This is a genomic window from Mesorhizobium terrae, from assembly GCF_008727715.1.
Taxonomy (GTDB): domain Bacteria; phylum Pseudomonadota; class Alphaproteobacteria; order Rhizobiales; family Rhizobiaceae; genus Mesorhizobium; species Mesorhizobium terrae.
Genome location: NZ_CP044218.1, coordinates 4,505,459 through 4,519,036 on the forward strand (window position 1 = coordinate 4,505,459; position 13,578 = coordinate 4,519,036).

The 13,578-nt window shown below is 63.0% G+C and carries 17 protein-coding genes; 12 read left to right on the plus strand and 5 right to left on the minus strand.

From position 1 onward, the window contains the following. Nucleotides 1–91 precede the first annotated feature (91 nt). From clpS to FZF13_RS22930, 4 genes are all read left to right on the plus strand, one after another. Nucleotides 92–418 carry an ATP-dependent Clp protease adapter ClpS gene (gene clpS / locus FZF13_RS22915; RefSeq protein ID WP_024924118.1) on the plus strand — a complete coding sequence of 109 codons (327 nt, stop codon included), beginning with the start codon at nucleotides 92–94 and terminating at the stop codon, nucleotides 416–418. Nucleotides 419–424: 6 nt separating this feature from the next. Continuing rightward, complete coding sequence (gene clpA / locus FZF13_RS22920) at nucleotides 425–2,896, plus strand: ATP-dependent Clp protease ATP-binding subunit ClpA (RefSeq protein ID WP_024924117.1); 2,472 nt, start codon at nucleotides 425–427, stop codon at nucleotides 2,894–2,896. Between the two features lie 146 nt (nucleotides 2,897–3,042). Next, nucleotides 3,043–3,783 carry an AzlC family ABC transporter permease gene (locus tag FZF13_RS22925; protein WP_051504897.1) on the plus strand — a complete coding sequence of 247 codons (741 nt, stop codon included), beginning with the start codon at nucleotides 3,043–3,045 and terminating at the stop codon, nucleotides 3,781–3,783. Further along, on the plus strand, nucleotides 3,780–4,130 hold the full coding sequence (locus tag FZF13_RS22930) for an AzlD domain-containing protein (protein ID WP_024924115.1): 351 nt from the start codon (nucleotides 3,780–3,782) through the stop codon (nucleotides 4,128–4,130). The genes FZF13_RS22925 and FZF13_RS22930 overlap by 4 nt, the downstream gene beginning before the upstream one ends. Before the next feature lie 17 nt (nucleotides 4,131–4,147). Here FZF13_RS22930 and FZF13_RS22935 read toward each other — a convergent pair whose 3' ends face one another. Next, complete coding sequence (locus FZF13_RS22935) at nucleotides 4,148–4,570, minus strand: HIT family protein (RefSeq protein ID WP_024924114.1); 423 nt, start codon at nucleotides 4,568–4,570, stop codon at nucleotides 4,148–4,150. Between the two features lie 143 nt (nucleotides 4,571–4,713). Between FZF13_RS22935 and FZF13_RS22940 the strand changes: the two genes are divergently transcribed. Continuing rightward, nucleotides 4,714–5,046, plus strand: a complete 333-nt coding sequence (locus tag FZF13_RS22940; RefSeq protein ID WP_065997926.1) for a DMT family transporter — start codon at nucleotides 4,714–4,716, stop codon at nucleotides 5,044–5,046. Between the two features lie 117 nt (nucleotides 5,047–5,163). On the opposite strand, the gene FZF13_RS22945 is transcribed toward FZF13_RS22940, so the two are convergent. From FZF13_RS22945 to FZF13_RS22955, 3 genes are read right to left on the minus strand one after another with little or no spacing between them, the layout of a single operon-like run. After that, a complete protein-coding gene (locus FZF13_RS22945; protein WP_024924112.1) occupies nucleotides 5,164–6,375 on the minus strand; it encodes a GNAT family N-acetyltransferase in 1,212 nt (403 codons plus the stop codon). Between the two features lie 42 nt (nucleotides 6,376–6,417). Next, nucleotides 6,418–7,146 (minus strand): glycerophosphodiester phosphodiesterase, encoded by a 729-nt coding sequence (locus tag FZF13_RS22950; RefSeq protein WP_024924111.1) that lies wholly within the window; start codon nucleotides 7,144–7,146, stop codon nucleotides 6,418–6,420. Nucleotides 7,147–7,158: 12 nt separating this feature from the next. Continuing rightward, the gene (locus tag FZF13_RS22955; RefSeq protein ID WP_024924110.1) at nucleotides 7,159–7,623 is read right to left on the minus strand and encodes a RidA family protein; all 465 of its coding nucleotides are present in this window, start codon (nucleotides 7,621–7,623) and stop codon (nucleotides 7,159–7,161) included. Between the two features lie 138 nt (nucleotides 7,624–7,761). Here FZF13_RS22955 and FZF13_RS22960 point away from each other — a divergent pair, with 138 nt between their 5' ends. The 6 genes from FZF13_RS22960 to tsf all read left to right on the plus strand — a co-directional run bounded on the left by FZF13_RS22960 (nucleotide 7,762) and on the right by tsf (nucleotide 11,761). Continuing rightward, a complete protein-coding gene (locus tag FZF13_RS22960) occupies nucleotides 7,762–8,595 on the plus strand; it encodes a cell envelope integrity EipB family protein (protein ID WP_024924109.1) in 834 nt (277 codons plus the stop codon). 19 nt (nucleotides 8,596–8,614) lie between these two features. Next, nucleotides 8,615–8,893: a DUF4031 domain-containing protein gene (locus tag FZF13_RS22965; protein ID WP_024924108.1), complete on the plus strand. Its 279-nt coding sequence runs from the start codon at nucleotides 8,615–8,617 to the stop codon at nucleotides 8,891–8,893. Next, the gene (locus tag FZF13_RS22970) at nucleotides 8,890–9,501 is read left to right on the plus strand and encodes a LysE family translocator (protein ID WP_024924107.1); all 612 of its coding nucleotides are present in this window, start codon (nucleotides 8,890–8,892) and stop codon (nucleotides 9,499–9,501) included. The genes FZF13_RS22965 and FZF13_RS22970 overlap by 4 nt, the downstream gene beginning before the upstream one ends. Before the next feature lie 129 nt (nucleotides 9,502–9,630). Beyond that, nucleotides 9,631–9,930, plus strand: a complete 300-nt coding sequence (locus FZF13_RS22975; RefSeq protein ID WP_137900716.1) for a hypothetical protein — start codon at nucleotides 9,631–9,633, stop codon at nucleotides 9,928–9,930. A 4-nt stretch (nucleotides 9,931–9,934) separates the two neighbouring features. After that, complete coding sequence (gene rpsB / locus FZF13_RS22980; RefSeq protein ID WP_036255262.1) at nucleotides 9,935–10,720, plus strand: 30S ribosomal protein S2; 786 nt, start codon at nucleotides 9,935–9,937, stop codon at nucleotides 10,718–10,720. Between the two features lie 120 nt (nucleotides 10,721–10,840). Further along, nucleotides 10,841–11,761, plus strand: coding sequence for a translation elongation factor Ts (gene tsf, locus FZF13_RS22985; RefSeq protein ID WP_024924105.1), 921 nt, complete (start codon nucleotides 10,841–10,843; stop codon nucleotides 11,759–11,761). Nucleotides 11,762–11,779: 18 nt separating this feature from the next. Here tsf and FZF13_RS22990 read toward each other — a convergent pair whose 3' ends face one another. Further along, a complete protein-coding gene (locus tag FZF13_RS22990) occupies nucleotides 11,780–12,709 on the minus strand; it encodes a LysR family transcriptional regulator (RefSeq protein ID WP_024924104.1) in 930 nt (309 codons plus the stop codon). A gap of 99 nt (nucleotides 12,710–12,808) precedes the next feature. Between FZF13_RS22990 and FZF13_RS22995 the strand changes: the two genes are divergently transcribed. Then, nucleotides 12,809–13,540, plus strand: coding sequence for an SDR family oxidoreductase (locus tag FZF13_RS22995; RefSeq protein WP_024924103.1), 732 nt, complete (start codon nucleotides 12,809–12,811; stop codon nucleotides 13,538–13,540). The last annotated feature ends 38 nt before the right edge of the window (nucleotides 13,541–13,578 follow it).

A 13,578-nucleotide genomic window follows, 5' to 3' on the forward strand; every position in this document is an offset into this window, starting at 1 on the left:
GATACCCTACATGTCGGGTTCGTACGGGGATTCGATCCAGAGGCAGAAATACGTGACCACCGGTAAGACTGCCACAACAGATGTGGCGCGGATGCAGAACGGCAGCGACGGCAATGGTGTCGGTCGCGGCACAGCCGTTATCACGCGCACCAAAACCAAGACCAAGAAGCCCAGCCTCTATCGGGTTCTGATCCTCAACGACGACTACACCCCGATGGAGTTCGTGGTCCACGTTCTGGAGCGTTTCTTCCAGAAGGACCGCGAGGCTGCCACGCGCATCATGCTCCATGTCCACAATCACGGCGTGGGCGAGTGCGGGGTCTATACCTACGAAGTGGCCGAGACCAAGGTGTCTCAGGTCATGGACTTCGCCCGACAGAACCAACATCCGCTGCAATGCGTGATGGAGAAGAAGTGAGGTAACATGCCGGCTTTCTCCCAGGGCCTGGAAAAGGCGCTTCATCAGGCGCTGACCTTCGCCAACGAACGTCACCATGAATATGCGACGCTCGAACATCTTCTGCTTGCCCTGATCGACGACAACGAGGCGGCCGCGGTCATGCGCGCCTGCAATGTCGATCTGGACGAGTTGAAACAGACAGTTTTGACCTACATCGACACCGAACTCGACAATCTCGTCACCGGATATGACGAGGATTCCAAGCCGACGGCAGGGTTCCAGCGCGTCATCCAGCGCGCCGTCATCCACGTGCAATCGTCCGGCCGCGAGGAAGTTTCCGGCGCCAACGTACTCGTCGCGATCTTCGCCGAGCGCGAGAGCCATGCCGCCTATTTCCTGCAGGAACAGCAGATGACCCGCTACGACGCGGTCAACTACATCTCGCATGGCATCGCCAAGCGCCCCGGCGCGTCGGAGGGCCGCACGCCACGCGGCGCCGAGGATGAGCAAGGTGGTGGCAGCGGCGGCGCCGAGCAGCAGGAAGAAAGCGGCAAGAAGAAGCAGCAGGACGCGCTGACTGCCTATTGCGTCAACCTCAACAACAAGGCCAAGGCCGGGCGTATCGATCCGCTCATCGGCCGCGCGCCGGAGATCAACCGCACCATCCAGGTGCTGTGCCGCCGCTCCAAGAACAATCCGCTCTATGTCGGCGACCCCGGCGTCGGCAAGACGGCGATCGCGGAGGGCCTGGCCAAGCGCATCGTTGAAGGCGATGTGCCGGAAGTGCTGGCGGACGCCACCATCTTCGCGCTCGACATGGGCACGCTTTTGGCCGGCACGCGCTATCGCGGCGATTTCGAGGAGCGTCTGAAGCAGGTCGTCAAGGAGCTCGAGGATTATCCCGGTGCGATCCTGTTCATCGACGAGATCCATACCGTGATTGGCGCAGGCGCCACTTCGGGCGGGGCGATGGACGCCTCGAACCTGTTGAAGCCCGCGCTTTCGTCGGGAGCGATTCGTTGCATCGGCTCAACGACTTACAAGGAGTTCCGCCAGTTCTTCGAAAAGGACCGCGCGCTGGTGCGGCGCTTCCAGAAGATCGACGTCAACGAGCCGACCGTCGAGGACGCCATCGAGATCATGAAGGGCCTCAAGCCCTATTTCGAGGAGTTCCACAAGGTCAAGTACACCGCTGAGGCGATCAAGGCGTCGGTTGAGCTTTCGGCCCGCTACATCAACGACCGCAAGCTGCCGGACAAGGCGATCGACGTCATCGACGAGACCGGCGCCTCGCAGATGTTGCTGCCCGAGCCGAAGCGCAAGAAGACGATCGGCATCAAGGAGATCGAGCAGACCATCGCCACGATGGCGCGCATTCCGCCAAAAACCGTCTCGGCCGACGACGAGAAGGTTCTGGCCGGCCTTGATGTCGAGCTGAAGCGTGTCGTTTACGGCCAGGATACAGCGATCACCGCCTTGACCTCGGCGATCAAGCTGGCGCGTGCCGGCCTGCGCGAACCGGAGAAGCCGATCGGCTCCTACCTGTTCTCGGGCCCGACCGGCGTCGGCAAGACCGAGGTCGCCAAGCAGCTCGCCGCCTCGCTCGGCGTCGAACTGCTGCGCTTCGACATGTCGGAATATATGGAACGCCACACCGTCTCGCGGCTGATCGGCGCGCCTCCCGGCTATGTCGGCTTCGACCAGGGCGGTCTCCTGACCGACGGCGTCGACCAGCATCCGCACTGCGTGCTCTTGCTCGACGAAGTCGAAAAGGCGCATCCGGACCTGTTCAACATCCTGTTGCAGGTGATGGACCACGGCAAGCTGACCGACCATAACGGCAAGTCGATCGACTTCCGCAATGTCATCCTGATCATGACCACCAATGCGGGCGCGTCGGATGCGCAGCGGGCGGCGATCGGCTTCGGCTCGACCAAGCGCGAAGGTGACGACGTCGAGGCGATCAACCGGCTGTTCACGCCGGAATTCCGCAACCGCCTCGATGCCATCATCCCGTTCGGCTCGCTGCCGGTGCCGGTGGTGCATCAGGTCGTGCAGAAGTTCGTCATGCAGCTCGAAGCCCAGCTTTCCGAGCGTGGCGTCACCTTCGACCTGTCGCCCGAGGCGATCGCCTGGCTGGCCGAAAAGGGTTACGACGAACGCATGGGTGCGCGTCCGCTTGGCCGTGTCATCCAGGAGCACATCAAGAAGCCGCTGGCTGACGAGGTGTTGTTCGGTAAGCTCAAGCATGGCGGCACGGTGCGCGTCACCGTCGAGAAGAAGGAAACCGGCGAGACCGGTCTGAAGCTTGAAACGCTCGCCGACGAGGCGCCGGTCAAGCCGAAGAAGGAGCCGGAGGAAGAAGAGACGCCGAAGCCGCGCAAGGCGCCGGCCAAGAAGGCGGTTGCCAAGAAGGCAGCGACGGCAAAGCCGGAGCCGAAGGGCAAGGACGGCGGCAAGCGCAGCCTTGTGCCGCAACTTCCGCGCAAGGGCTGATTTGCCCAAGCCACATCAATGAAAAAAGCCCCGGCAACGGGGCTTTTTTATTGGCGGATCGATGTCGCGAATCCACCCCGACCACATGTCTGGACCTACTGGCCAGCTTTGCGCCGCCACCGGGCCTGTGCTAGTCGCGAAGGCCGATGCCAGACCAAACCACGCACCGCTCCATATACCGGCGAAGGGCCTGGTATCTGAAAGGCATGCGCGGCGCGTTCTCGCTTCCTGGTCTGATCCTCGTCAGCTCTTTCGTCGGTTTCGCAGCCCTGGCGAAGGATGCGGGCGTGACGGCGGCGCAGGCCGTGTTCATGACAGGCATCGTCTGGGCATTGCCGTCCATGGTCGTGCTGGTGGGCGCCATTGTGTCCGGAGCGATCCTGCCGGCGGCGATGCTCGCCGTGACTTTGTCGGCCATACGCCTGATGCCGATGGTGATGGCGCTTTTGCCCGAGATGCGCGCCGACAAAACCCGGCCGTGGGTGCTTTATCTGCTTTCGCATTTCGTCGCTGTTACCTCCTGGGTGCTGGCGATGGAACGCCTGAGGCATATTCCGCGCGACATGCGCGCGACCTATTACGCCGGGCTCGGCAGCACGCTGGTTTTGACGAACATGATCGTGGTCGCCACCGTCTATGCCGTGGCGGACAGGCTCCCGTCGACCGTATCGGCGATGCTGCTTTTGCTGACACCGATGTATTTCCTGACCTCGCTATGGGGCTCGGCGCGCGAGCGGGCAGGGCATCTCGCCATGGTTCTCGGCCTCGGTCTCGGGCCGCTCTTCCATGTCCTGGTGCCGAAACTGGATCTCCTGGCGGCCGGACTGGTCGGTGGCACGGCGGCTTATGGCTGGCATCGGTGGCGGCGCAAGGCGCGCGCCGCATGAGCTTTTTCGGCAACAATGCCTGGTGGTGGCCCTATCTGTTCATCCTCGTCGCCGGTTTCGCGGCAACGGATTTCTGGCGCTTCCTCGGTGTCTATCTCGGCGGCAGGCTCTCCGAGGATTCCGATCTCCTGGTGCTGGTCCGCACAATGGCGACGGCGCTGGTGGCCGCCGTCATCGGCAATCTGATTGTCTTTCCGGGCGGAGCGCTGGCTCATACCCCGGCGATCTTGCGCGTCGCGGCTGCCGCCCTCGGTTTCGCCGTCTACCTCGCCTCCGGCAAGCGCATGGTCGTGGGCATTTTGACGGCCGAAATGGTGCTGGCGCTGGGCCTCTATCTGCCTCTCTGACCCGTTGCGCCGGCGGGTCAGCCCGCCAGCGCCGCCTTGATCTTCTCCGCGTTAGCCGCCAACACCTCGGGCTTCTCCATTCCTCCGGTATGCGGCTTCAACGGCACGCCTTCGAAGCGGGGGACGACATGAACATGCAGGTGGTAGACGGTCTGGCCCGAAGCCGGCTCGTTGAACTGCATGACGGTTACGCCGTCGGCTGCGAAAGCCTTTTTCACGGCATGGGCGATCTTCTGGGTGACGGCGAAGAGGGGGGCGAGCGTCGCCGGATCGGCGTCGAGCAGGTTGCGCGATGGCGCGCGCGGCACCACCAGCGTATGGCCTACCCCCTGCGGCATGACATCCATGAAGGCGATGACCGCATCGTCCTCATAGACGCGATGCGAAGGGATTTCGCCGCGCAGCAGCTTGGCGAAGATGTTGGTATCGTCATAGCTCATGACATGCCTCTCGTGCTGTTTTTACGGCCGGTGGTTGGATTCCGACATTTGTATCCCACTGGGACGATGGTTTGGGCAAATGTCGGCGTCGAAGCTTCACTAGTCTATGCGTCGTTGCACGAAATCAGGCACCGGAAAAGATGCTGCGAAACTATCTCTACCTCATCGTCGCGATCCTGTTCGAGGTGGTTGCCACCACCGCGCTCAAGGAGACGCAAGGGTTCACCCGGCTCGGGCCGTCGCTAGTCGTGGTGACGGGATATGCCTTCGCCTTCTATTTCCTGTCGCTGCCTTTGCGCACCATGCCGGTCGGCATTGTCTATGCGCTGTGGTGCGCGGCCGGCATCGTGCTCATCACCGCCATCGGCTGGATCTGGTTTCGCCAGGCGCTCGATCTGCCGGCCGTGATCGGCATGGGGCTGATCATGGCAGGCGTAGTGGTGATCAATCTGTTTTCCAAGACGCTCGTCCACTAGGACGTGTGAACGGTTAGGGTCCACATAAGGCGCGATCGGCCCCGATTTACGTCATTCCGGGGCCGCGCAGCGGAACCCGGAATGACGTAATGAGAGTGACTTAGCCGTCTACGCGATTTAATCCGCCACCGGCTCGCTTTTGCGGAATGGTGTGTGGTCGTCGAGATAATCGCCCATCGCCGCCACTTCACGGCGCTCGCGCGCCAGATAGTCGGCCACCGCGCGCCGCAGGCCCGGATGGGCGATGTAGTGCGCCGAATGAACCGTCACCGGCCGGTAGCCGCGGGCCAGCTTGTGCTCGCCTTGCGCGCCGGCCTCGACCACCTTCAGCTTGCGTTCGATCGCGAAGTCGATGGCCTGATGGTAGCAGACCTCGAAATGCAGGAAGGGATGGTCCTCGATACAGCCCCAGTTGCGCCCATAAAGCGTGTCGGAGCCGATGAAGTTGATCGCGCCGGCGATGTAGCGGCCATTGCGTTTGGCCATCACCAGCAGGATGTCGTCTGCCATGCGTTCGCCGATCAGCGAGAAAAAGCGGCGGTTGAGATAGGGACGGCCCCATTTGCGCCCGCCGGTATCCATGTAGAAGGCGAAGAAATCGTCCCAGGCGCGTTCGGTGATGTCCTTGCCCGTCAGCCGCTCGATGGTGATGCCGTTACCCAGCGCTTCGCGGCGCTCCTTCTTCAGTGCCTTGCGCTTACGTGACGCCAGCGTGGCCAGGAAGTCGTCGTAGCAGCCATATCCTTCGTTGAAGAAATGGAACTGCTGGTCGGTGCGATGCAGGAAACCGGCGGCTTCCAGCGTTGCGACATCGTCTTCGCCGGCGAAAGTGACATGGGCCGACGACACGCCGAGCTGCTCGGTAACGAGCTTCAATCCCGCCGCCAGCCCGGCTTTTACGGTGCCTGCATCCTCGCCATGCGAGACCAGCAAACGAGGGCCGGTGGCCGGCGTGAACGGCACCGAGCATTGCAGCTTGGGATAATAGTGGCCGCCGGCGCGTTCGAACGCGTCGGCCCAGCCATGATCGAAGACATATTCACCCTGGCTGTGCGATTTTGCGTAGCAGGGCACCGCGCCCAGCAGCTTGCCGTCGGCTTCCAGGCGCAGGTGATGGCCCTGCCAGCCGGTGCGCGGCACGGCGCAGCCGGATTCTTCCAAAGCACTCAGGAAATCGAAGGAAACGAAAGGGTTATAGCCGGCTTTCGATGTTCTGGTTGTGCCGAAAAAACCGTTCCATTCGTCGCGGGTGAAGGCGTTGATGCCGGCGGCTATGCGCACGGCATAGCCCGCCTCATTGTGTTCGCCCGCGTCGTTGCCCTGGTCCATGGCCTGTTACTTATGGTCCATCGGGCCGGGTGCAAGATGCCATCAAGCGATGCGGACGGGATCGGGTTCGAAACCCTCGAACGTCATCTGGTCGGCATATTTGAAGGTCAGATCGATGGCCGGCTGGTCGCGGATGGTCCAGGTGATCACCGGCATCGCCAGTTTTCCGCGCACGAAGGAGACGAAGCGGTTCGGCAGGTCTCCGGCGGCATAGGAAGTGAAGGCGATGCCGTGCGCCAGCATGGCAAAATGCGCCTCGATTTCGTGGTTGCCGGTGCCGTAAGCGGTCAAACCGCCGGGAATGCCGGGCGCCTCGGTCGAGAATTCACGGATCAGCCAGTGGTCGAACGACATGATGGCAACCTGGCCGTCATAACGCTTGAGCAGGCGCCCGACCGCCTTGACCAGACCGGCATCGTGACCGGGAACGCCCTTGATCTCGACCACCAGCGGCACGCGGCCGTCGACGAGATCGAGCATTTCCTTCAGCGTCGGCGGATGGTCGCCGGTGCCACCGATGCGCAATTGTGCCATCTCGGCGGCGGTGCGCTGCCAGACGAAGCCTTCGGTGCCGGTCAGCCGGCGCAGATCGTCGTCGTGGATGACGATCGGCACGCCGTCGGCGCTGAGATGCACGTCGCATTCGATCGCATAACCGCGCTCGATGGCGGCGGAGAAGGCGGAAAGCGTGTTCTCCCAACGCTTGTTGTTGAGATCGTGAAAGCCGCGATGCGCGATCGGACGGGCGGTCAGCCAGGAAATGTCGGTCATGATGGGCCCGGCTTACTCGACTTCCAGGATCGCTTCGATTTCGACCGGGGCGTTGAGCGGCAGCGAGGCGCTGCCCACGGCCGAGCGTGCGTGCTTGCCCTTGTCGCCGAGGACAGCCGCCAGAAGATCGGAAGCGCCATTGGCAACGAGGTGCTGTTCGACGAAATCCGGCGTCGAGGCGACGAAGACCGTGATCTTGACGATGCGGCGGATTTTTTCGAGGTCGCCGAGCGCGGCCTTGGCCTGCGCCAAAATGTTGACCGCGCAATATTTGGCGGCTTCCTTGCCGGTGGCGACATCGACGTCGCGGCCGAGCAGTCCGGTGGCGACCAGCTTGCCATCCTTCAATGGCAACTGGCCGGCGGTGAGCAGAAGATTGCCGGAACGCGCGAACGGAACGTAGTTGGCGGCGGGTGCAGCGGCGGCCGGCAGGGTGATGCCGAGTTCGCTTAGCCGCTTTTCGATTGTTTCGCCCATGGTAATTCCTTATTGCTTGAACGTGCCGGCGTCGGCTGGGTCGAACCTGCAATGTTTGACACGCTTCCGCCACGACTTTTTTCGATGTCGATCATCTTTCGTGCGGCATGCCGTCAGCCGCGCCGACCGGAGCCGCCCATGCGCGTCACGCGCCTTTTCCAGAGTGCCCTTCTGCTCTCCGCAGTGCTGCCGGCGGTGCCTGCCTTCGCCGTGCCAACGCTGCAGCCGCACCGCGCCGTCTATGACCTGGCGCTGAACAAGGCTTCCGACCGGTCCGGCATCACCGGGCTGTCCGGCCGCATGGTCTATGAATTCAACGGCTCGCCCTGCGAAGGCTATACGGTGAAGTTCCGCTTCGTCACGCAGATCGCGACGAACGACAACACCAGGCTGACCGACCAGCAGACGACCACCTTCGAGGACGCGCAGGGCAAGACCTTCTCCTTCGTGACGAAATCCTTTGTCGACCAGAACCTCGACAAGGAAGTGAAGGGTACCGCCACCAAGGAAGCCAAGGACCTCAAGGTCGAGCTCGACAGGCCGGACAAGAAGACGCTGGAACTGAAACTCACCCAGTTTCCGACCCAGCATCTGGTGGAATTGATCGGCAAGGCCGAGAAGGGCGAAACCTTCTATGAAACCAACCTGTTCGACGGTTCCGATGCCGCCGACAAGGTGATGACCACGACCGTGGTGGTCGGAAAGCCGTCGACCGTTGCAACCGACGATCCGGAGCGGCCGGCGCTCGCCAGCTTCGCCAAGGACAAATACTGGCCCGTCGACATTGCCTATTTCGACGAGACCAACAAGGAGAGCGGCGAGGAGCTGCCGGAATACCGCATCTCCTTCAAGCTGCATGAAAACGGCCTGACGCGCGACCTGACGATGGATTACGGCGACTTCTCGATGACCGGCAAGCTCGTCAACCTGTCGCTGTTCGATCTGCCGGCTCAGAAGCCCTGCAACCAGTAGCGGGCGTCGCGGCCGGCTCATGGCTGTCTATGTCGATGCGGCGATATGGAAGTGGGCAGGGCACCGCTGGTGCCATCTCATGGCCGACGATACCGACGAACTGCACCGGTTCGCCGCCGAGCTCGGCGTCAAACGCTCGTCCTATCAGGGGCCGCCCAAGACATCGGCTCCACACTACGATATTACTGGCTTCGAACGCGATCGCGCCGTCCGTCTCGGCGCCGTCGAGTGCAGCCGCGAGGAGATCGTCGCGATTTTCCGGCGCGTGCGGATCAGGAACGGGAAGGTGAGAAAATGACGCCGACAGCATTGCTTGCCTATTGCATGGCCGCCACGCTGGCGGCGATGACGCCCGGTCCGGCGATGTTCGCCGTCATCACCAATGGCGTTACGCGCGGCTTCATGCGCGCTTTCACGACCGGTCTCGGCGTGGCGGCAGGCGATGCTGTGCTGGTTACGCTGGCTTTGCTTGGCCTGGTCGCCTTGGCGCAGACCTTCGAATGGGTTTTTCTCGTCGTTAAATATGCGGGCGCGGCCTATCTGGTCTATCTCGGCATCAGGATGTGGCGAGCGGCGGCTGCCAGCGCCGACGAAAGCGGCAAGGGGGAGACGCGGTTTGCGCGCTCCTTCTTCCTCGGCGCGTCCATCGCGCTCGGCAATCCCAAGGCTATCCTGTTCCATGCCTCGATCATGCCGCTGATCCTCAACCTCAACACCATGACCTTCGCCGACGGCGTTCTGGTCGTGGCCGTGGTGATCTCGGTCAACATCCTCACCATGGGCTTTTACGCGGCCTTGTCCGGGCGCGCCTCGCGCTGGTTCCGGGTGCCGTCGCGCATGCGGCTGATGAACCGCGTGGCCGGCGGCGCCATGATCGGCACCGGAGCATTGATCGCCGCGCGTTGAGATGAAGGCGAACAGCACGTCGATCGGGATCGGGGTCTTCTACGGCGCCGGCCGGACCCATGCGCATCTGTAGAATGTCGGCAGAAACCCGTCCTTGAGATGGTGAAATAGCCAATAGAATCAAAATTCATGCGGGATTTGATTTCAGGGCCGGCTAATGCAGGTTTCGTGTACGTTTTTGCCAAGCGCGAACTGTTGCGCCAATGCCGTCGCCGGCACATGGCCGGTTTTTGGCGCTATCGCTTGCTTTTGCGCTGCAACACGGTTATAGGCGCGACCATTCCACACACGGGTTTTGGTGTCTGTCCGGGAGAAATCCGGCTGAAACCTCCGGTGGCGGTCAAGGCGAACCCCGAAAAGCGACATGCTTTCGATCCGGTTTTCCCAAAACCGTCAAATGCCCGTGGAGGTCAACCGGAAAGGAACTAAAAGAATGGCTCTGCCAGATTTCAGCATGCGTCAGCTTCTCGAAGCTGGTGCTCACTTCGGCCACCAGACCCACCGCTGGAACCCGAAGATGGCGCCCTACATCTACGGCGCCCGCAACAACGTCCACATCATCGACCTGTCGCAGACGGTGCCGCTGCTGCACCAGGCGCTCAAGCAGGTTTCCGACACCGTCGCCCGCGGCGGCCGTGTGCTGTTCGTCGGCACCAAGCGCCAGGCTTCGGACATCGTTGCCGATGCGGCCCAGCGTTCGGCCCAGTATTACGTCAACTCGCGTTGGCTCGGCGGCATGCTGACCAACTGGAAGACGATCTCGAACTCGATCCAGCGTCTGCGCAAGCTCGACGACCTGCTCTCCGGCGGCGAAGCCCAGGGCTTCACCAAGAAGGAGCGCCTGAACCTCGACCGTGAGCGCGAGAAGCTCAACAAGGCTCTCGGCGGCATCAAGGACATGGGCTCGACCCCGGATCTGATGTTCGTGATCGACACCAACAAGGAAGCGAACGCGATTCTCGAGGCCAAGCGCCTCGGCATTCCGGTCGTCGCCATCATCGATTCGAACTGCGATCCGGACAAGATCGACTTCCCGATCCCCGGCAATGACGACGCCGCCCGCGCGATCCAGCTCTATTGCGACCTGATCGCCAAGGCTGCCATCGACGGCATCGCCCGTCAGCAGGGCGCGCTCGGCGTCGACGTCGGCGCTTCGGCGGAAGCTCCGGTCGAGCCGGCTCTCGGCGAGACCCCGGCCGGCGAAACCCCGGAAGCCTAAGCAGGAAGGCCGCTTCAGGCCTTCATCAATTTCATATCTTGGCGCGTTAAGCGCTTGAATGCGGCGCATCATCGAAAGTTCGATGGTGCGCCAGCCCTATTGCGAAACAAAGAGGCGACAATGAGCATTTCAGCAGCACAGGTCAAAGAACTGCGCGACCTCACCGGCGCGGGCATGATGGACTGCAAGGCGGCCCTGGCCGAGACCAACGGCGATATGGAAGCGGCGGTCGACTGGCTGCGCAAGAAGGGCATTGCCAAGGCCGACAAGAAGGCCGGCCGCACCGCGGCTGAAGGCCTGATCGGTGTCGACGCCGGCGTGCGCGAAGCCGCGGTCGTCGAAGTCAATTCCGAGACCGATTTCGTGGCGCGCAACGACGCCTTCCAGCAGATCGTCGCCAACGTCTCCAAGGTCGCGCTGGCCTATGGCAAGACCGAAGCCGTCGCCAATGCCAAATATCCGGGCTCCGACAAGAGCGTCACCGACACGATCAAGGACGCGGTCGGCACCATCGGCGAAAACCTCGGCTTCCGTCGTTCCGACAAGCTGACCGTCTCGCAGGGTGCGGTCGCCACCTACATCCACAACGCCGTTGCCGACAATCTCGGCAAGCTAGGCGTTCTGGTCGCCATCGAGACCGCCGGCGACGCGCACAAGGCCAGCGCCTTTGCCCGTCAGGTTGCCATGCATGTCGCGGCCACCAACCCGCAGTCGCTCGACATCGACGCCCTCGACCCGGCCGCCATCGAGCGCGAGAAGGCGATCTTCTCCGACCAGGCGCGCGCTTCGGGCAAGCCGGAAAACATCATCGAGAAGATGGTCGAAGGCCGCCTGCGCAAGTTCTACGAGGAAGTCGTGCTGCTCAAGCAGGCCTTCGTGCTGAACCCCGACGTCACTGTCGAGCAGGCGCTGAAGGAAGCCGAGAAGGAAATCGGCGCGCCGGCGAAGATCACCGCCTATCTGCGCTTTGCACTCGGCGAAGGCATCGAGAAGGAAGAGACCGATTTCGCCGCCGAAGTCGCGGCAGCGGTCAAGAAGTAATCTCTGGAAGCTTTGCTTCTAAGCCATTGATCGGCCGGGTGTCCGCGAGGATGCCCGGCCGATTTCTTGTGCGGTGTCGATGAAGGCGCGCAGTTTCGGCGCCATCGCCGCGCGGCGTGGGAAATAGAGGAACAGCCCCGGCTCCTCGACGGAGGTTTCCCGTAAAACCTCGATCAGCCGGCCAGCCTCGATATCGGGGCGCATCAGCGGCTCCAGCCCGTAGACCAGCCCGACGCCGGCAACGGCGAGATCGCGGGCCGACATCTGTTCGGTGACTACGGCCGTGCCGCGCGTGGCCACGCTCACATCCTTGCCGTCCACCATCAGATCCCAGCGATAGAGCGCGCCCGAGCGCAGCAGCCGGTAGCCGACGCAGTTGTGATTGGCGAGGTCGTCGGCGCTGCGCGGTTTGCCGTGGCGGCCGATATAGGCAGGCGAGGCGACGATTGCCGTGCGGAACGGCGGCGTCAGCCGCACCGTTACCATGTCCTGCGCGATCATCTCGCCCAGCCGCACACCCGCATCGAAACCTTCGCCGACAATGTCGGTCAGCCGCTCGTCGGTGAAGATCTCGACGGTCACGTCCGGATAGCGTTCGGCCATGGCGGACAGCACCGGCATCAGCGCCATGGTCAGCGCCACGCGCGAGGTGTTGATGCGCAAAAGCCCGCCGACACGGCCTTTCACGGCGCGGATGCGCTCCAGGCGCTCGGCGATGTCGTCAAGGGCCGGGCCGGCGGTGGCGAGCAGCGCGTGGCCGGCTTCCGTCAGCGCGACGGAGCGCGTGGTGCGGGCAAAAAGCGGTTGACCGATGCGCTCCTCGACCAGCCGCACGGCATGGCTCACCGCCGAAGGGCTCATGCCGAGCGCGGCGGCGGCCGGAGCGAAACCGCCGCGCCGGGCGACGGCGATGATGACGGGCAGGTGGCTGAGCAGGTCGCGATCCATTCATGAACGATATCGCATAGTGCATGCGGATAAAGCAACATTATCAAATGGCCGTCCGGGCTCCATCTTCCCTGCATGAACATCAGGCAGGAGCAAGTCATGTCCATGCAATTCAAGGGAAAAACCGCCCTGGTGACGGGAAGTTCGCGCGGCATCGGCCGCGCCATCGCGGAGCGGCTGGCCGAGGGCGGCGCGGCCGTCGTCATCAACTATCTCGAGAACGAAAGCCGGGCGCGGGAAGTCGTCGACGGCATCAAGGCACGGGGCGGAAGCGCGATCGCGATCCAGGCCGACATGGCAAGCCCGGCCGACATCCGGCGCCTGTTCGATGAGGCCGAAGCGGCATTCGAGCGGCCCGACATCGTCGTGGCCAATGCGGCGACTGCTGTGATCAAGTCCATCGTCGATTGCACCGAAGAGGATTACGACCGGGTCTTCGACACCAACACCAAGGGCGTCTTCTTCGTCCTCCAGGAAGCGGCGCGGCGGGTACGTGATGGCGGGCACATCGTCGTCACCTCCACCGGCGGCACCAAAATGTTTTTCGGCCAGACGTCGCTTTATCTCGGCAGCAAAGGCGCGGTCGAGCAGTTCGTGCGGGTACTTTCGCGCGAACTCGGCCCGCGCAACATCACCGTGAACGCCATTTCCCCCGGTTTCACCGACACCGAGCTTTTGCCGGATCGGGATCGCGCGGTTGCCGCCGGCATGTCGCCATTCGACCGCATCGGCAGCCCGCAGGAAGTCGCCGAGGTTGCTGCTTTCCTCGCCAGCGACGCGGCGCGCTGGGTCAGCGGGCAGAATGTCGGCGCCGGCGGCGGCGTCTTCTGAGCCTTGCCGTCCACCGCCCGGCTCCGGGCCCGAGACCC